21 protein-coding genes are annotated in these 17,748 nt (G+C 48.3%); 12 read left to right on the top strand and 9 right to left on the bottom strand.

Features of this window, described 5'->3' with window-relative positions; all coding sequences use genetic code 11:
• Positions 1–146: 146 nt before the first annotated feature.
• The 3 genes from I4W93_RS00875 to I4W93_RS00865 all read left to right on the top strand — a co-directional run bounded on the left by I4W93_RS00875 (position 147) and on the right by I4W93_RS00865 (position 1,878).
• Entirely contained in the window at positions 147–878 is a 732-nt protein-coding gene (locus I4W93_RS00875; protein ID WP_205310316.1) for a methyltransferase domain-containing protein, read from the top strand.
• 71 nt (positions 879–949) lie between these two features.
• On the top strand, positions 950–1,648 hold the full coding sequence (locus tag I4W93_RS00870; RefSeq protein WP_205310317.1) for a tRNA-uridine aminocarboxypropyltransferase: 699 nt from the start codon (positions 950–952) through the stop codon (positions 1,646–1,648).
• A gap of 17 nt (positions 1,649–1,665) precedes the next feature.
• Positions 1,666–1,878: an RNA-binding S4 domain-containing protein gene (locus tag I4W93_RS00865; protein WP_205310318.1), complete on the top strand. Its 213-nt coding sequence runs from the start codon at positions 1,666–1,668 to the stop codon at positions 1,876–1,878.
• An 8-nt stretch (positions 1,879–1,886) separates the two neighbouring features.
• On the opposite strand, the gene I4W93_RS00860 is transcribed toward I4W93_RS00865, so the two are convergent.
• Together I4W93_RS00860 and I4W93_RS00855 are read right to left on the bottom strand one after the other, a co-directional pair.
• Positions 1,887–2,645, bottom strand: a complete 759-nt coding sequence (locus I4W93_RS00860) for an alpha/beta fold hydrolase (protein ID WP_205310319.1) — start codon at positions 2,643–2,645, stop codon at positions 1,887–1,889.
• Entirely contained in the window at positions 2,636–3,676 is a 1,041-nt protein-coding gene (locus I4W93_RS00855; RefSeq protein WP_205310320.1) for a M14 family zinc carboxypeptidase, read from the bottom strand. Before I4W93_RS00855 ends, I4W93_RS00860 begins: the two co-directional genes overlap by 10 nt.
• 153 nt (positions 3,677–3,829) lie before the next feature.
• Between I4W93_RS00855 and I4W93_RS00850 the strand changes: the two genes are divergently transcribed.
• The 4 genes from I4W93_RS00850 (at position 3,830) to I4W93_RS00835 (ending at position 7,170) form a co-directional block, all read left to right on the top strand.
• Positions 3,830–4,879 (top strand): sensor histidine kinase, encoded by a 1,050-nt coding sequence (locus tag I4W93_RS00850; protein ID WP_205310321.1) that lies wholly within the window; start codon positions 3,830–3,832, stop codon positions 4,877–4,879.
• Entirely contained in the window at positions 4,864–5,961 is a 1,098-nt protein-coding gene (locus I4W93_RS00845; protein ID WP_205310322.1) for a sensor histidine kinase, read from the top strand. Before I4W93_RS00850 ends, I4W93_RS00845 begins: the two co-directional genes overlap by 16 nt.
• Positions 5,945–6,688 (top strand): LytR/AlgR family response regulator transcription factor, encoded by a 744-nt coding sequence (locus I4W93_RS00840; RefSeq protein WP_205310323.1) that lies wholly within the window; start codon positions 5,945–5,947, stop codon positions 6,686–6,688. The genes I4W93_RS00845 and I4W93_RS00840 overlap by 17 nt, the downstream gene beginning before the upstream one ends.
• A 146-nt stretch (positions 6,689–6,834) precedes the next feature.
• Positions 6,835–7,170 carry a DUF3718 domain-containing protein gene (locus I4W93_RS00835; RefSeq protein WP_205310324.1) on the top strand — a complete coding sequence of 112 codons (336 nt, stop codon included), beginning with the start codon at positions 6,835–6,837 and terminating at the stop codon, positions 7,168–7,170.
• Between the two features lie 47 nt (positions 7,171–7,217).
• Here the strand turns inward: I4W93_RS00835 and kdsA are convergent, their stop codons facing one another.
• From kdsA to hemA, 6 genes are all read right to left on the bottom strand, one after another.
• Positions 7,218–8,066 (bottom strand): 3-deoxy-8-phosphooctulonate synthase, encoded by an 849-nt coding sequence (gene kdsA / locus I4W93_RS00830; RefSeq protein ID WP_205310325.1) that lies wholly within the window; start codon positions 8,064–8,066, stop codon positions 7,218–7,220.
• 43 nt (positions 8,067–8,109) lie between these two features.
• A complete protein-coding gene (locus I4W93_RS00825) occupies positions 8,110–8,490 on the bottom strand; it encodes a SirB2 family protein (RefSeq protein ID WP_205310326.1) in 381 nt (126 codons plus the stop codon).
• 49 nt (positions 8,491–8,539) lie between these two features.
• Positions 8,540–10,099: a DUF3369 domain-containing protein gene (locus I4W93_RS00820; RefSeq protein WP_205310327.1), complete on the bottom strand. Its 1,560-nt coding sequence runs from the start codon at positions 10,097–10,099 to the stop codon at positions 8,540–8,542.
• A 96-nt stretch (positions 10,100–10,195) separates the two neighbouring features.
• Positions 10,196–11,038, bottom strand: coding sequence for a peptide chain release factor N(5)-glutamine methyltransferase (prmC, locus tag I4W93_RS00815; protein WP_205310328.1), 843 nt, complete (start codon positions 11,036–11,038; stop codon positions 10,196–10,198).
• The gene (prfA, locus tag I4W93_RS00810) at positions 11,039–12,130 is read right to left on the bottom strand and encodes a peptide chain release factor 1 (RefSeq protein WP_205310329.1); all 1,092 of its coding nucleotides are present in this window, start codon (positions 12,128–12,130) and stop codon (positions 11,039–11,041) included.
• A gap of 18 nt (positions 12,131–12,148) precedes the next feature.
• Entirely contained in the window at positions 12,149–13,396 is a 1,248-nt protein-coding gene (hemA, locus tag I4W93_RS00805; protein ID WP_205310330.1) for a glutamyl-tRNA reductase, read from the bottom strand.
• Positions 13,397–13,485: 89 nt separating this feature from the next.
• On the opposite strand from hemA, the gene lolB reads away from it, so the two are divergent.
• The 3 genes from lolB to I4W93_RS00790 all read left to right on the top strand — a co-directional run bounded on the left by lolB (position 13,486) and on the right by I4W93_RS00790 (position 15,948).
• The gene (gene lolB, locus I4W93_RS00800; RefSeq protein WP_205310331.1) at positions 13,486–14,091 is read left to right on the top strand and encodes a lipoprotein insertase outer membrane protein LolB; all 606 of its coding nucleotides are present in this window, start codon (positions 13,486–13,488) and stop codon (positions 14,089–14,091) included.
• Positions 14,088–14,933, top strand: coding sequence for a 4-(cytidine 5'-diphospho)-2-C-methyl-D-erythritol kinase (ispE, locus tag I4W93_RS00795; RefSeq protein ID WP_205310332.1), 846 nt, complete (start codon positions 14,088–14,090; stop codon positions 14,931–14,933). Before lolB ends, ispE begins: the two co-directional genes overlap by 4 nt.
• 79 nt (positions 14,934–15,012) lie before the next feature.
• Positions 15,013–15,948 carry a ribose-phosphate pyrophosphokinase gene (locus I4W93_RS00790; RefSeq protein ID WP_178089609.1) on the top strand — a complete coding sequence of 312 codons (936 nt, stop codon included), beginning with the start codon at positions 15,013–15,015 and terminating at the stop codon, positions 15,946–15,948.
• A 64-nt stretch (positions 15,949–16,012) separates the two neighbouring features.
• Here the strand turns inward: I4W93_RS00790 and I4W93_RS00785 are convergent, their stop codons facing one another.
• Positions 16,013–16,198: a CsbD family protein gene (locus I4W93_RS00785; RefSeq protein ID WP_205310333.1), complete on the bottom strand. Its 186-nt coding sequence runs from the start codon at positions 16,196–16,198 to the stop codon at positions 16,013–16,015.
• Between the two features lie 332 nt (positions 16,199–16,530).
• On the opposite strand from I4W93_RS00785, the gene I4W93_RS00780 reads away from it, so the two are divergent.
• Positions 16,531–17,136, top strand: a complete 606-nt coding sequence (locus I4W93_RS00780; RefSeq protein WP_205310334.1) for a 50S ribosomal protein L25/general stress protein Ctc — start codon at positions 16,531–16,533, stop codon at positions 17,134–17,136.
• Positions 17,136–17,738: an aminoacyl-tRNA hydrolase gene (gene pth / locus I4W93_RS00775; RefSeq protein WP_205310335.1), complete on the top strand. Its 603-nt coding sequence runs from the start codon at positions 17,136–17,138 to the stop codon at positions 17,736–17,738. The genes I4W93_RS00780 and pth overlap by 1 nt, the downstream gene beginning before the upstream one ends.
• Positions 17,739–17,748 lie beyond the last annotated feature (10 nt).

Below are 17,748 nucleotides of genomic sequence, written 5' to 3'. Positions count from 1 at the left end.
AGCAGTGTAACAGAATCACTTGCCCAGCCCCAAAAAGCATCCGCTTGCACCAAATGCAAACCGCCCTGGAAATGGCTATGCTGTAATTGCATTTTACTGATCTGAAACCAAAGCAATTATTCATTTTGAAAACAAGGAAACTCGGCATGCGTTTAATCATCAGCACGCTAATGTTGGCTTTATGCCACTTGCCACTAGCAGCTTGCGAACTTGCACTAGATGCAGCCAATAGAAGCCTGGCGGACAAAAAGCGCGACACCGTAAGCTTGCCTTGCAGTATGGCTAAATTATTACCGCTGCAGCCAGGCAACGTGGTGCTGGATTTGCTTGGTGGCAATGGTTACTTCAGCGAGTTGTTGTCACAACAGGTTGGCTCTTCAGGTAAAGTGTACCTGCATAACAATAAAGCCTACTTGCCTTATGTGGACAAACAATTGCAACAAAGGCTTGCACAAGGCCGTTTGCCAAATGTTATGCGGTTGGAAGCAGAACTGGAAGACTTAGGTATTAGCCCAAACAGCTTGGATGCAGTGTATTTTATTATGGGCTATCACGACATGTATCATGTGGCTGAAGGCTGGAAAATAAACCCGCAGCAACTGATGGCACAGATATACGCTGCGCTAACGCCAGGCGGGAGGATGCTGGTAGTTGATCATAATGCCAGTGCAGGAAGCGGTATCGATGCATCACAGGAGCTACATCGCATAGAGGCTAACTATGTGCAGCAAGAACTACAGCAGTTTGGTTTCAACCTGATAATGGTGAGTGATGTACTGCAAAACCCAGATGACGACTACAGTAAATCGGTATTTGATGAGAGCATTCGTGGGAAAACAGACCGTTTTGTATTGTTGTTACAAAAACCAATCAACTAATAACAACTGTCGGATTGCGGTCTTTTAAAAACCGGCTAAAATGGCGACCCATTCATTAATACGGGTCGCCAGTGCTGCATTTAAACTCTGTACTTACGTTGCGCCAGCGCGAATTAGCCAAAGCCACCCGGGTGTTTAACGCCCGCGGCAGTAAAGTTAAACGCTGTGAGCACTGCTTATTGCCGGCGGCTGAGTGTATTTGTGCTGCCAGGCCGAGTGTCATTAGTAACAGTGCTTTTTGCTTTATTATGTACACCGGCGAGTGCTATAAACCCAGTAATACCGGCCGGATTATTGCCGATGTCATTGCAGATAACCACGCCTTTGTCTGGGACAGAACCCAACCCGATGCTGCCATGCTGGCGCTGCTTAACGATGCACGCTATGCACCGATAGTGGTATTTCCGCAGCAATATGCGCAAGCTGAGCGTTGTATTAGCAGCCCGCTTGAACTTAGTGCAGTGCAAGACAAGAAAATACCGTTGTTTATTATGCTGGACGGCACCTGGCGCGAAGCGAAAAAAATGTTCAAAAGCGCTTATCTGGCCAACTTGCCGGTGCTGGGTATTCAACCAGAACAAGGCTCACGTTATCAACTGCGCGAAGCGGCACACCTGCATCAGCTGTGTACCGCCGAAGTAGCGGTTGAAGTACTGCAACTTGCGAATGACAGCGCCGCCGCAGCCGCGTTGGCCGAATACTTTGCACTATTTCGCCGTGCTTATATTGTCGGCAAACCCCACCTTAATTTTACTGAATCAGCAGAGTAATCTGCCAAGGATCTGACATGCGTGATGTAATACTGAGTAAACCGGCGGTAGAACTGTATAAAATACTGAAATTTGAAGGTCTGCTTAGCAGTGGCGGCGAAGCTAAAGCGGCGATAGACGGCGGCTTGGTGAAAGTGAACGGCGAAGTGGAAACGCGCAAACGCCGGCAAATTAACGCCGGCGATATTATTGAAATTGGCGGCGAAAAGCTGCAAATGCGTTTATTGTAAAAGCCAAGCTAAACTTGACGGATAAAAGCCGCTATCTGCGTCACCGTCCAATTTGCATCATCTAACGGCAGATCATGCCCGGCCCATGGGTGCTGTAGATGTTTAACCTGCCAGTAGTCTGCCAAGCGGGCGCTGCACGTTGGGCTAACCAGCCGGTCCGCCAGGCTGCTGAGCAGCAATGTTGGGCATTGCGGCGCTGCTGGCACCCGAAAACGCTTGGCAGCCCATAATTGTCGCAGTGTGTTTAATCGGCTTACCGGCCGTTGCTGCTGCCACAATTGCCAGTTTGCTACTGCCGTTACATGCTCTGCTGGCCGGGCGCTGGTGAGCTGTAGAATAACCTGCTCTCGCTTGGCTGTGTCGGCAAAAATACCGCGCATCAAAGCCGGATAACTCTGCCAGCGTAAACGCTGATAAAATGGCGATAACGGCCTGGCACTGCTATTAATCAAGGTGATTGACGCCACCTCCTGTGGGAAGGATGCCGCCCAATCAGCCGCTAGCATAGCGCCAAGCGACAAGGCCACCAGATGTACTTTGCCATTAAATTCCAGCGCTTGCTGTAACTGAGATCGTACTGACTGACGCAGTGCGCTGATACTGCATGGTGATGATTGCTGGTAAAGCTGACCACTGCCAGCATAATCAAAACTGAGTATCGGGTTGGGCAACGTATCTGCCAGCAGCGGTCTGAATTCGCCCCAATGCCTCTGCTCTCGCGCTAAGCCGCGCAGCAACAGCAATGGCGTACGATTGTCTAGTACCATAGTTGCCGCGCCTCCGCCTGTAATTGCTCTCGCTGACTTAGCGGCAGCCAGTTTTGGTAAGACATCGTGGCATTAATTAAAAAATTAATTAAAATCAAATGGCTGCGCAGCACTCGCCGGACTCGATGTGGCTTTACCGGATGAAACATGCCCAGGCTGGACAGCAGTTGGAACGGGTTTTTCCGCACCCAGTTCCATGACCCCATCTCCAGAGTCAGTGGCAGCATGTTGGTGTTACTTGCCAGCGACAAATCGTACAGATAATCCCATAAGTCGCCATGGCATAGATAATGTTGGGCCTGAGGCTCAAAAATATAATTTTGATACGGATAGGTTTGCGCCAGTAGTTGCCGCAGGCGATACATTTCGGCCAGATGGGCAATTGGCTGGCGCCGGCTTTTCGCATACGGAAACCACAGCCGGTCAGTACTACCAAAGCCAGAATGGCAGTCCAACACCAATGAGAACGGCCGGTTAAACAAGTTACTACAGACAAAGTCGACCAACGCCTGGCTTTCTATTTCCATTTTATCTGTACGTCCGCGATACCAGGGTATGGCTCGACTTATTCGCTGCCCGCCTACCAGCCACGCGGCCTGCTCTGTACAATTTACCGGCGCATTTCGCATGAGATCAACACTGTTGCCATTGGCTCGCCAACCGTTTGCCATACCTGCCGGGTTTAATAGCGGAATAACATAAATGCAGCAATTTTCAAGTGTGTGCTGTAAACACAGGTCCCACGGCAGCCGCTGCAATAAGGTTTGCAAATACGCCAGCACCACCTGGGTACCAATACGTTCCAGACCATGTACACCGCCCACCAGTAACACAGCTGGCTTGTCAGCGGCGGTGTTGCCCAAAGATAAGCCATACAGCGGTAACTTTTGCGACATATGCCCCACATAAGTCAGCACCTCTGTGTGTAAATCAGCCGGCGCCCCCGCAATTAATTGCTCCAACTGCGCCAACTCCGGCAATATACTCTGCTCTTGCAAGCCACCCTCGGCTAATGTGAATGACACTAGCATGACAGCTTACCGTATCGGACAGTGCCAAAAATGGCAGTTTTATGAAGATTGCTAATTGTTTTACCCCGGATTTTCATCCGGTTATCCAGCTTAAATCGGCAAAAATGCCAGCGTCACTTATACTGAGAAACACCTTAACCAGCGAGACGCCATATGCAGTTCGTCAGTCTTGGGACATTGTTACGTTTTAATTTGTACTACTGGTTAGCGATATTCAGCCTGGGCTTGCTTAGCTCGTGGCATGCGGGTGCTTTGTACGATAAGCCATACGATTGGAGCTACCTGCCCATGATGCTGGCCAGTGACCTGGTTGCGATGCTGTTGACAGCGGCATTGGTCATTTGGAGCTATCAGCGCCTAATGCAACAGGCCTTTTCAAACATGCAATTGCTGTTGGGCATTGCTCTGTTGGCCGCATTCTATATTCCCGCCGAAAACGCATTTTGGCAGTTGCTTTGGGATAAAGAGATTGTCGACATTCGTATGCTAATTGGTAATCTGGACACCTCTGTGCTGGCTTTTTTTGTCTGGACAGCTTGCTATCTCTCGGTACTGTTGCACCAAAAGCAGCTACAGAGGCTGGCACAGACTCATGATCTAAGCCAGAAAATCCAGCAATTGGAGTTACAGGCATTGAGCCATCAACTTAACCCCCACTTTACATTTAATGCCCTAAACTCAGTGTGCGCGCTGCTGGAAGCTAAGCGCTATGATGACGCCGAGACCATGTCGGAGCAATTGGCAACCTTTTTACGCTACTCGTTGAGTAAATCTCCCGATAGCCTGGTACAACTGGCTGATGAACTGTCGGCCATCGACGCCTATTTGCAACTGCAGAAAACCCGGTTTGGTGAAAAACTTAAAGTACAGTGCAATATTGATGAAACACTAAAGCGCCAGCGCATTCCCGCGCTGCTGTTACAACCCTTGATAGAAAACGCGATCAAATACGCCGTAGCAACCCGCAAGCAGGGGGCAACTATTACCATAAGTGGTAACCGAGACCAGAACAGCTTACACCTGTGCATCAGTGACGATGGTCCAGGTTCACAATTGCAAGCAAACAGCGGTGGCGCCGGTGTCGGTCTGAACAATATCCGTAATCGGCTGCGGCAACATTTTGGTGATAACGCCTCGCTGGATGTCGGCGCCACTCCGCAAGGTTTTACCGTCGACATATGCTTACCATGGCACACAGCGTGATTACCGCAGATGTGCAACGACAGCGACTAACCAGCTTTTGCTATTGGCATGTGCTGTATTGGTTAAGCTATTTACTGGTTAAATACACTCATCTGGCCGTGTTAGTGCCACTTCAGGACGAGGCTACGTGGCCTTATTTATGGATCTACAGTCTGGTTACTTTGATAAATGTTTTAGTTACTGGTTGGCTGGGACAACATGAGTTATTGCAGCAACGGCAGCTAGTGGCACAACTAACACGTTTGTTGTGGATAGTTATTCCGCTTTGGCTGACGATGGTGCTACTGCGGCAATATCTGGTCATGCGTTACGCATCAGATATGGTACAAAACGTCGATTCTGTACTAAAGTATTTCTTAGCATTTTCACTGGTGTTATTGCCACTGGCTGGATGGCTTGCCGTGTTTATGCTGATTAAAACCAATCAGTTGCACTATGCCGCACTGCAACAACAACAGCAGCTGGCAAAGCAAGCACGCCAAGCCCGCTTAAAAGTGCTGCGCTATCAGCTTAACCCACATTTTATGTTTAATACCCTCAATGCGCTTAATGCGTTAATTGTGCAGCGCAACGGCTTGGCGGCGGAAGAACTTATCCAACACATCTCCACCTATCTGCGCCACTCGCTGAAAAACCAACAGGATGAGTTTATTCCGTTGCAGCAAGAGCTAGATGCATTAACCGCCTATATGGCGATACAGCAAGTGCGTTTTGGCCCGCGCCTACAATTGAACTGGCAGCTAGCCACACCGCTGCCTAAAGTGCACTTTCCGCCGTTGTTATTGCAACCGCTGGCCGAAAATGCCATTCAATACAGCGTCGCAGAACGCGCTGGCGACATCTGCCTGCAGCTAAGCCTGCAACTGCTACAGAACCAACTACACATTACTCTGGCACAACAAGGCGCTAATCCCAATGCTGGCTGGCCTGAAACAGAACAGCCACTAAACTTAATTAATCTTGCTGAGCGGCTGCAACTATTATTTGGCAATGCGGCCAGCTTAACACTCAGCCACAGCAGCAGCGGCTTTTACAGCCAACTGCGCATAGCCACGGAGACGCTAAATGAGCGCAGCACTTAAAGTTATTATTGCCGATGACGAGCCCTTAGCGATCAGCAATTTAAAAGCTAAACTGGCGGCGTATCCTAATCTTGAAATTATTGACTGCTTTGATAATGGTGACGATACACTGCAATTTTTACAAACCCCAGCAGATATAGACCTGGTGTTTCTTGATATTCAGATGCCCGGTATTAAAGGCATTGATATTTTACAGCAAGCCGCTAAAGGCTCGGCTATGACACGGCCCTTGTTTGTGCTGGTTACCGCTTACGAGCAATTTGCCTTTTCAGCTTTTGAACACTTTGCTTTTGACTATTTGTTAAAACCGGTGTCTCGTCAACGCCTGGCGCAAACACTATTGGATGCGCGCACAGCGTTGGATAAGCCGCTAGCGGGCGCCAGCCCTGTGCCGGTAAATAAACTGACGTTTAAAACTGGCGCCTCCACCTTATTGCTGGACGACATTGATATTTTACTCATCGAAGCAGCCGGCAATTACATGTGTATTCATACGCTACAGGAAACACTGATCATACGAGAAACTATGAAAGAGTTGCTGCAACGCCTACCTAAGCAATTTGTGCAAATTCATCGTTCTACCTTGCTTAATCTGCACCATGTACACAAGTTGCAACCGCACAACAATGACTACGAATTTATCCTTAGCAACGGTAACCATGTTGCAGCTTCACGACGTTACAAACTGAACTGGGCAGACCAACTTACTAGCTTGCCGCAACACTAAACTTACCGTTTATCCCGCTCTGGCGTCAGCTTATCACTTGATAACAACGACGCCACCGTTTAGCCCAAACCGCAGGTGATAGCTACTGCCGGCTGCCAAAATAGCGCTATGGCATACGCCATAATTAAAATGCAGAGGATAGTCCGATGAAAAAGCAAGCATGGTTAACCGTAGCGGTAGTGATCAGCCTGACATTTCCTGCCATTGTCAGCGCTAATTACAGCGAGAATTATATTCGTTCAGCGGTAGTTGAAATTTGTACTGAGACAGCCACTGACGACCGCCTGGGATTGAAAAAAACCTTAGGCCACTTTCGGATCAGCAAACAAAATGCCGTAGAAAAAGTAGTTTGCAATGGTCAACAATTGATGGCATTTGCCCGAGCAAATCAGGCTGTTAAGGTGACCGCAATGTTGAAACCTTATGAAGACCGTATTAAAGGCCGGGTGACGATTCAGGATGTAACCAGCGCACCCAATTAAAGTGAGGCTGGCAAAAAAAGGGACAGCCACATACTGTCCCTTTTTGTTTAGTTCGCGGCAGTATCCAGTACGGCAAAACTTTTTACTAAATCATCTACTGCTTTCATTTGCTGTAGATAAGCGTCCAACTTCGCCAGCGGCAACGCGCAGGGGCCGTCGCATTTGGCTTGATTGGGCTCAGGGTGCGCCTCAATAAACAATCCCGCTAACCCCAACGCCATGCCAGACCGTGCCAGTTGCGCGGCTTGTGCCCTGCGTCCATCGGCAGAGCTTTCTCGGCCACCCGGTTTTTGCAACGCATGAGTAGCGTCAAAAATAACCGGGCCATATTGTTTCATTTCGTCCATGCCCAGCATGTCTACCACCAGGTTATTATAACCAAAGCAGCTACCCCGCTCGCACAACAATACCTGCTCATTACCGGCTTCTTTAAACTTAGTAATAATATGGCGCATTTCGTGTGGTGCTAAAAACTGCGGCTTTTTAACATTGATCACCGCGCCGGTTTTCGCCATGGCTACCACTAAATCGGTTTGCCGCGCTAAGAACGCCGGTAGTTGAATTACATCAACCACTTCGGCCACCGGCGCTGCCTGATATGGCTCATGTACATCGGTAATAAGCGGAACTTTGAAGGTACGCTTAATTTCTTCAAATATTTTTAAACCTTCATCCAGACCTGGGCCTCGATAAGAATGTACAGACGAGCGGTTCGCTTTATCAAATGACGCTTTAAACACATAAGGAATGCCAAGCTTGCTGGTCACTTCAACATAATGCTCTGCAATGCGCATTGCCAGATCACGCGACTCCAACACGTTCATGCCGCCAAATAGCACAAAAGGTAAATGGTTAGCAACTTGCGTGTCACCAACCTGAATAATTTTCCCAATCATAATTTTTCCTAACAATACCGGCGCGACGCCAATGCTTATGTATTCAGAATGCGGTTAAAAATACCGGTTGTTTTGTTATGGCTACTCGCAGAACCAGCCCCAGCCAGCCCAACGCACCTAAAAAACAAATCCAGCGGATCAAGCCCGTTCGGCCTTTAAATGCCATAACACCCAGCGCAATATAAGCCAGCACCGCGAGAAATTTCTCGGTAAGCCAGGCGTGGAAAAAAGGATACTGTTGCAGAGCTATCATTAATAACACCGCACTTACCAGCAGCAATGTATCAATAACATGGGGTGCAATTTTAAAAAATTTCGTCTGCAGCATTGCCGCCGGTTTTAAACTCATGGCGTAACGCACCAACAAGAAACTGACACTGAGCACTACCATCAGCAGATGAAAATGCTTATAAGCCATATACATAGGGTTATCCTTATTTATTAATAAAACAGCCAGCGTAAGCTGGCTGCGGTTATTCGTCGCTGTCCGGGTATTTTTGCAGTATTGCCTCTAGTTTGTCGACCCGCTGCTTAAATATTTCTACCAATTGCGGGTCAAATTGTTTACCCGATTCAGACACTATTTGCGTTATTACCTGCTCTAGCGACCAGGCTGACTTGTAGCAGCGGCGGTGACGCAGTGCGTCATATACATCGGCTAGCGCTGCAATACGGCCATAAATATGAATGTCATCGCCTTTTTTACCCGACGGGTAACCTGTTCCGTCCCATTTTTCATGATGATCCTGGGCAATAACAGCACCGGCCTGAATAATACTGCGCTTGGAATCTTTTAAAATCTCATAACCAATACTGGCATGGGTTTTCATCACTTCCCATTCCTGGCCTTGCAACTTCGATGGCTTATTCAAAATACCATCCGGTATGCCCACTTTACCTACGTCGTGCAATGGCGCAGCGAACATCAATCGTTCAGCTTCCTCTTCTGGCAAACCATAGGCTTTGGCCAAGTCGTAGCAAATAAACGCTACCCTTTTTACATGGTTACCGGTTTCAATTGAACGATGCTCAACCGCTTCACTTAACCGATACACAATTTCGCGTTGGGTATCTTCAATTTCATGTTGTAACTGCACATTTTCGTAGGCGATTTGTACATTTTGAGAAAACAACTCAATTAGTTTTTTCTGATTGGCACTCATCAAACCGGGCAAACCAGAAATATACAGCAAGGAGCCATGGGTAAACTTACTGGTACAGTAAGCCACAAGGTAATTATCGCGATAGACAATACCACGCAATTTTAACGCCGACTCAAACGCTTCCAACAGCTCAGGTGGCAATACGTCTTGCACCGGCTTACCTTCTTTACACTCAAATTCGCCCTGGCCGGCAAACACTACCAGTTTATGCGGATCAGACACATCGCCACTTATATTGCCAGCCACCATTGACGAGCTTACCAACAGCGCATTTTCATTACAGCCCAAAATAGACGTTAACTGCTGCAGCACGCCATCTATAAACTGCTCCATCGAGTGCGATGAAAATAAATCTGCCGACGCATTAATAATTTTCTCTAAACCCAGCCGACTTTGCTCCAGCGACATAATGTCGCGATATGAGCGCAAACTGGACATAATAACGGTAAACAACTTTTGCGCGGTAAGCTCGGTTTTAGATTTGTAGTCGTTAATATCGTAGTTAATAATAACTTGCCGCTCCGGTGCCTGCCCTGGCTGCCCGGTGCGCAAAATAATACGTACGTGTTCATTGTGCAGTTCTTCGCGGATATAACGAGCGACAATCAAACCAGCGTCATCGGTTTCCATGACCACATCGAGTAAAATTATTGCGGTGTCCGGGTGTTGTTGCAGCAATGCTTTGGCTTCAGCACCAGAGTAGGCACTGATAAAATTTAAATTTTTATTTTGAAACGAAAAATCACTTAATGCTAGTTTAGTGACTGCATGCACCTCAGGCTCATCATCGACAATAAGCACTTTCCAACTGCCATGTACTACTTGTTCTTCATGTTCCGGCTCTGCTGCAAAAATAAAGTCATCACTCATGCGTTTTCCCTTAACCTGGATCTACTTTACTGAATACTCAATAGTTATATGCCGGATAGCGACAGTGGTCAAAGAAAAGCGCTAAAAGCCAGTGAATTAGTTCGCCAGGCAACCGCCGCTAATGCGCCAGTTATTACCATAATCACGTTTCGAGCAAACTTGAGCAAAACCAACGCCTTGCAATAGTTCACGCACCGCATCCGCCTGATCATAACCATGCTCCAGATATAACCAACCATGTTGATTAAGGTAGCCGGGCGCTTGCTGCACGATATGACGGATATCGGCAAGGCCGTGTTCCGTTGCCGTCAGCGCGGTGATGGGTTCATAACGCAGTGCCGCAAGATGGTTGTCAGCCGGGTCAATATAAGGTGGGTTTGACACAATCAAATCAAAACGTTGCTCTGCTAACGCGGCAAACCAGTTACTGTGCAGTACCGCGCAATTGCTGATATTGAGCCTGCTGCGGTTACGTTCGGCCAGCTTTACTGCCTCGCTGATGTAGTCGACGGCCGTTAACTGCCACTGCGGTTTGTTGTGAGCCAGCGCCAAAGCGATAGCGCCAGTGCCGGTGCCTAAATCCAGCACCTTGGCGTTTGCGGGCAAAGGCAGGCTAAGCACCTGCTCAACCAGCAATTCAGTATCCGGGCGCGGAATTAACGTGCTGGGGCTCACCTCAAGCTGCAAATCAAAAAAATGCCAATAGCCAAACAGATAAGCCAGGGGGTGGCCCTGTAAGCGCGCCGTGAGTAACGTGCCAAGCGCTGTCTGCTCTGTTGCCGTTAATTCACGTTCAGGGTAACTGTATAAATAGCTGTTACTGACACTTAGCACATGACACAGACACAGCCGGGCTTCAATATCGGCGGTTTGGCTAACCGCCGACAGTTGTTGTTGCGCCTGTTTTTGCCACAGTGCCAGTGTCAGAGCGGCTGACACTTAGCGGTTCTCGTCGGCCAGTGCGGCTAATAAATCGGCCTGGTGCTCATGTTTTAACGGCTCAAGCACCTGATCTAAATCGCCTTCCATTACCTCGTTTAAGCGGTAAATAGTTAAGTTGATCCGATGGTCGGTTAAACGGCCCTGAGGGAAGTTATAGGTACGAATGCGCTCAGAGCGGTCGCCACTACCGACTAACGAACGGCGGGTAGATTCTTCCACTAAACGTCGTTTTTCATCTTCAGCGGCCTGAATACGTGACTGCAGCACGCTCATGGCGCGGGCACGGTTTTTATGCTGTGAGCGTTCATCCTGACACTCCACCACAATACCTGTGGGTAAGTGGGTAATGCGAATGGCAGAGTCCGTGCGGTTTACGTGCTGACCACCGGCACCGGAGGCACGAAAGGTATCCACTTTTAAATCGGCCGGATTAATTTCTATGGCTTCGCTTTCTGGCACTTCTGGCATTATCGCCACGGTACAAGCAGAGGTGTGAACGCGCCCCTGTGATTCGGTAGCCGGCACGCGTTGTACACGGTGGCCGCCCGATTCAAACTTTAATGTACCGTAAGCGCCCTCGCCTTGTACGCTGGCAATAATTTCTTTGAAGCCACCATGCTCGCCTTCACTGGCGCTTACCACCTCAAGCTTCCAGCGCCGTTTTTCAGCAAAGCGGCTGTACATGCGAAACACATCGCCGGCGAAAATCGCCGCCTCATCGCCACCAGCTCCGGCACGGATTTCCAAAAAGCAGCTGTTGTTGTCGTTGGGATCTTTGGGCAGTAATAAAATCTGCAGCTCTTGATCCAGCTGTTCAATGCGCTCTCTGGCAGCTTTATATTCTTCCTGCGCCATTTCGCGCATCTCAGGGTCGCTGTCTTTTTGCATTTCTTCAGCCGAAGCTAAATCCTGCTGTGCCTGTTGGTAATCAGCAAAGGCTTTGCTGATGTCTTCCAGCTGGCTGTATTCTTTTGACAGCTCGCGAAATTTCGCTTGATCGCTGATCACTGACGCATCACTCAGCAACGCTTGCACTTCTTCGTAACGCTCAGCCAGGCCTTCCAGCTTGCGGTATACCGATTCTTTCATGGTGTTTTATTTGCCTGATTACAGATCTAACAAGGTGTTGATCAAGGTTTGTTTATTCGGTTCATCGTCTTGCACTAACTGACGGATAGCTTTGGTTGGGCTATGCATCAGCCGGTTACTCAATTTTGTGGCAAATTCAGCCAGAACTTTTTCAGCTTCCTGGCCCGCAGCCAATTGATTAACAGCCTTGCCAAGTAGCTCAGCGCGAATGATTTCACAGCGCTGACGATAGTCTCGTAGCCAATCGACATTGCCTTGCAACGTTAACCATTGGGCAAATTCTGTCGCACCGACACTGATGATTTGCTTCGCTTGCTCAGCAGCCTGCTGACGACTGGTAAGATTTTGCGCTACTATCGACTGTAAATCATCTACTGTATACAAATAAGCGTCTTCGAGCTCACAGACTTGTTGTTCAATATCACGTGGCACCGCCAAGTCGACCAGAAACATTGGCTTGTGCTTACGCTGCTTTAGGGCCTGCTCGACCATACCCTTACCCACAATGGGCAAGGTGCTGGCGGTAGAGCTTATCACAATATCGGCGTTTGCCAGATCACCTGGCACTTGCGCCAAAGTAATAGCGGCAGCCGAAAATTGTTCGGCCAACTGCACGGCACGCTCGTAAGTACGGTTAGCGACGGTCAATTGCGCCGCGCCCTGCTCCTTCAGATGCCTGGCAACTAACTCTATGGTTTCGCCTGCACCAATTAACAGCACCCGCACTTTACCAAGGTTACCGAAAATTTGCTTTGCCAAACTGACGGCAGCAAACGCAACCGATACCGCATTGGCACCGATGTCAGTGTCGGTTCTTACCTGTTTAGCCACAGCAAAGGTTTTTTGAAATAAACGTTCAAACTGCGGGTTTACCGTACCAGCATTACGCGCCTGATTGTAAGCTTGTTTTACCTGGCCTAAAATTTGTGGCTCGCCCAGTACCAGAGAATCTAACCCAGACGCGACCTGCATCAGATGCTCGGCTGCAGCATTGTCCTGATGCAAATACAAATGCGGCTGCAATTCAGCAGCATTAACAGCATGAAAATGGGCCAACCAGCTAATTACCTGTTCCGCTTGTGTCGCAGTGCCGTTAAAATACAACTCCGTGCGATTACAGGTAGACAAAATGACGGCATCTGAAATACTGGTTAACGTTGTCAGTTCGCGCAAGGCTGCAGGCAACTGCTCTGGCGCAAAAGCAACTTGTTCGCGCAAGGCCACCGGTGCCGTTTTATGATTAATGCCGAGAGCGAAAATGGCCATCACCTGTATCATCAGAATTGTCAGGGGGCGAATTGTACAAAAAGCCCCAACTTAATAAAAGCTAAGAAAGCACAGTGAAGGACTTTAGTGTGGCGTATCGATTTTACCGGCCGGTTTTTCTTGGCGTTTTACTCATAGTGTTAAATGGCTGTAGTTTATTGCAGCGCGCTGACAGCCAACAAACACCGCTAAATAGCACTATGCGCGAGCAGAAAATACAAGCCATGCAGCAGTTTGAATTGCAAGCCAGTGTTGGTATAAAAACGCCAGCCGATTCAGTTAGTGGCAATTTACGTTGGCAACAACATAATTCATCGCACTATAACGCCCGTTTAAGCAATGTTGGCATTAGTTTGTTTGAATTAACTGATACCGCACAAGGTAGCGCCATTACTATTAAAGGTGAAACATATCGGGCAGTAGATACTAGTACCTTGCTGTTGCAATTATCCGGCTGGTCAATGCCGCTAAATGATATGCCGCTATGGCTACGTGGTCTGCCAGGCAGCAAAGGCCGCGACGTACAGCGTGATGCAGAGGGTCGCGTTACCGGTTTTAATTTAACCGACAGCACCGGCATAGTGTGGCAATTGCAGTACCAGAGTTTTTTTCCCGACAGCCTGGCACTGCCCAAACGCCTGCTGCTGCAAAGCGATGACAGCCAAATTAAAATTGTGATCCGGAGCTGGCAATGACACAACTTACTTTGCCGGCAGTGGCGAAATTGAATTTGTTTTTACATATTACCGGGCGACGCACAGATGGCTATCATAACCTGCAGACACTATTTCAGCTGTTAGACGCAGGCGATGAGCTGACGTTTAGCCTTCGTAACGACGATAGCATCACGCTTGATTGCAACAACATTGCGTTGATAAACGAGCAAAACCTGGTGATACGTGCCGCCCGTTTGCTACAAAAATACGGCAAATGCACGCAGGGCTGCGATATTTATCTGGATAAACGTCTGCCAATGGGTGGCGGTTTAGGCGGAGGTTCGTCAGATGCGGCCACCACCTTGCTGGGATTGAATAAACTCTGGCAACTGAATTTATCTATCGACACCCTGGCTGAGCTGGGTTTGAGCCTGGGTGCCGATGTCCCGCTGTTTGTCCGCGGCTTTACTGCTTTTGCCCAAGGCATCGGTGAAAAATTACAACCGCTGCAACTGGAGGAAAAACTGTACTTAGTCGTCACGCCAAACTGCCATGTCAGTACAGCAGAAATCTTTCAGCACCCTGATTTAATTCGTAATTCGACACCTATACACGATGCTGACATCCTAACAGCGCCATGGCGCAATGACTGTCAGCCACTGGTCGAACAGCTCTACCCTATTGTTGCAATAACCTTACAGTGGTTGGTAGAATACGCGCCGTGTCAAATGACGGGTACTGGCGCGAGTGTGTTCGCTGCATTCCCGGACCAGACCAGTGCTCAGCATGCCCTAGCGCAATTGCCCCCGGGTTTAACCGGGTTTGTTGCCAGAGGGGTCAACCAGTCGCCTATATGGCCTGCGTTGGCAGATACCGAATAAGTAACTGCAGCGGTGTTTTTGCCGCTGTGTATTGATAAACCGGACTCACCACTGCCCTGAGGATCCAACCGTGCCTGACATGAAGGTTTTCGCTGGTAATGCCATACCAGAACTCGCAAGTAAAATCGCCAGCCGTCTGTATATTAAACTTGGAGATGCCGAAGTCGGCCGTTTCAGTGATGGGGAAGTAAGCGTCCAAATCAATGAAAATGTGCGTGGTTCTGATGTGTTCATCATCCAGTCTACTTGCGCGCCAACTAACGATAACCTGATGGAACTCATCGTCATGGTTGATGCACTGCGCCGCGCTTCTGCCGGCCGTATTACTGCCGTGATGCCATATTTCGGTTATGCCCGTCAGGACCGTCGGGTGCGCTCTGCCCGGGTGCCTATTACCGCTAAAGTAGTAGCAGATTTTTTATCCAGCGTAGGCGTAGACCGCGTATTAACGGTAGATTTGCACGCCGAGCAAATTCAGGGCTTCTTTGATGTGCCGGTAGACAACGTATTTGCCAGCCCGGTATTACTTGACGATATGCGTAAAAAAGCCTTCACGTCGCCGGTAGTGGTATCACCGGATATTGGTGGTGTGGTGCGTGCCCGCGCTATTGCCAAACTGCTGAACGACGCCGACTTAGCCATTATCGACAAACGCCGGCCAAAAGCTAACGTTGCCCAGGTAATGCATATTATTGGTGACGTAAAAGACCGCGACTGTATTATTGTTGACGACATGATCGACACCGGCGGCACACTGTGCAAAGCCGCAGAAGCGTTAAAGGAGCAAGGTGCCAAGCGCGTATTTGCTTACGCTACCCACCCGGTGTTCTCCGGCGGCGCAGCGGAAAATATCGCTAACTCTGTGATCGACGAGCTGATTATCACTGACACTATTCCACTAAGCGCTGAAATGAAAGCAGTAGCCAAAGTACGTCAATTAACGCTAAGCGAAATGCTGGCCGAATGTATTCGTCGTATCAGTAATGAAGAATCTATCTCCTCCATGTTTGATTAAGATCATCTGATACTCGCACTAAAAAAGGCGCCTGATGGCGCCTTCTTTGGCTAAACGCTATTGACTACAAACGGTTAAATTCCCGCTCTGCCTCTTCACGTGACATGCCATAGCATTCCTGCATTTTACCGCAAAACTTATCAACACTTCCCTCCATTTGCTCCAGGTCATCATCAGTAAGTTTGCCCCATTTTTCTTTAATGGCGCCGGTCATTTGTTTCCATTTACCTTCTGCAATATCGCTGTTCATACAATAGCTCCTGTTGAGATTCATAGACCCCTACAATGCAAAATTAAACATTGCCTGTCGAAAGTTATAAAGCAAATCTCACTCCAACACTGAAATACCATTTTAAATCATAATGTTAAAAAACAACTGGGAAATTTAATGCCATATGTTTGTTGACAAAAAGTAGTTCTTACCTGCCAGAGTGAAATAAATACCTTTTGTTACGTCTGGCAACGTCAGTATTTTCAATTGCAGCACACTACTACTGGTGGTAATATGTCGCGCCCTCGAAAAGGGCATCCAGCCTGAGACTGGTCGCGAGTCTTGGGAAACCTTAATTTTTGGAGTACACCATGTCTGATGCAATTTTTACATTAAATGCAGAAGTCCGTACTGACGCGGGGAAAGGTGCGAGCCGCCGCCTGCGTCACGAAGACAAAGTTCCAGCTATCATTTACGGTGGTAGCAAAGCCCCGGTTTCTATCACTTTAGATCATTCTAAACTGTTAAAAGCACAAAGCTTTGAAGCGTTTTACTCGCACATTCTGACTATCAAAGTGGGCAATGAAGACGTTAAAGCAATCGTTAAAGCTATGCAGCGTCACCCGTTCAAGCCAAAAGTTATGCACGTTGACTTCCAACGCGTTGAAGCTGGCCACGAACTGCACACTATCGTTCCTGTTCACTTCGTTAACGAAGAAGCTGCAGTGAAAAAAGGTGGCGTAGTAGTACATGCTGCTAACGAAATCGAGATCTCTTGTCTGCCGAAAGACTTACCAGAGTTTATCGAAGTTAACATGACCGATGTTGAAGTTGGTGCTCACCTGCACTTATCTGATCTGAAAGCGCCAAAAGGTGTTACTTTCGTTCAGTTAGCTAAAGGTCACGACTTAGCCGTTGTTTCTGTAAACAAACCAGCTGGTAAAGCAGCTGACGCTGAAGAAACTGCCGCTGAGTAATGTCTGACACTACTCAATCAGCCATTCAGTTGATTGTGGGCCTGGGTAATCCAGGCCCGGAATACAGCCAGACACGGCACAACGCCGGCGTCTGGTTTGTTCAACAGCTGGCCCACGCCTTTAATGTCAGCTTAAAAAACGAGCCGAAGTTTTTCGGTTATACCGGCAAATTTATCTGTGCCGGACAAGAGTTCAAGTTACTTATTCCCTCTACTTTTATGAATTTAAGCGGTAAAGCGGTGCTGGCTATGGCGCAGTTTTACAAGCTGGCCCCCGAGCAAATTCTGGTAGCGCATGACGAAATGGCGCTGGAACCGGGTGTGGCAAAATTTAAACTGGGTGGCGGCCACGCCGGCCATAATGGCTTACGTGATATTATTTCCCGCTTGGGTAATAACCAGAATTTTTATCGCTTACGTCTCGGTATTGGCCATCCCGGACATAAAGATCAGGTTACCGGCTATGTGTTGGGTAAAGCACCAGCCAGCGAACAAGCACTGATAGTACAAAGCATTGATGAAGCGACACGTTGCTTTGATATTCTGGCTAAAGATGGTCTGATTAAAGCGCAAAACCGCTTACACAGTTTTAAAGCCAGCTAAACAGCCGGTC

This window comes from Rheinheimera maricola (assembly GCF_016918075.2).
GTDB lineage: Bacteria > Pseudomonadota > Gammaproteobacteria > Enterobacterales > Alteromonadaceae > Alishewanella > Alishewanella maricola_A.
The sequence above is the reverse complement of the archived record's forward strand: the minus strand, read 5'-3'. Positions and strand labels throughout refer to the sequence as shown.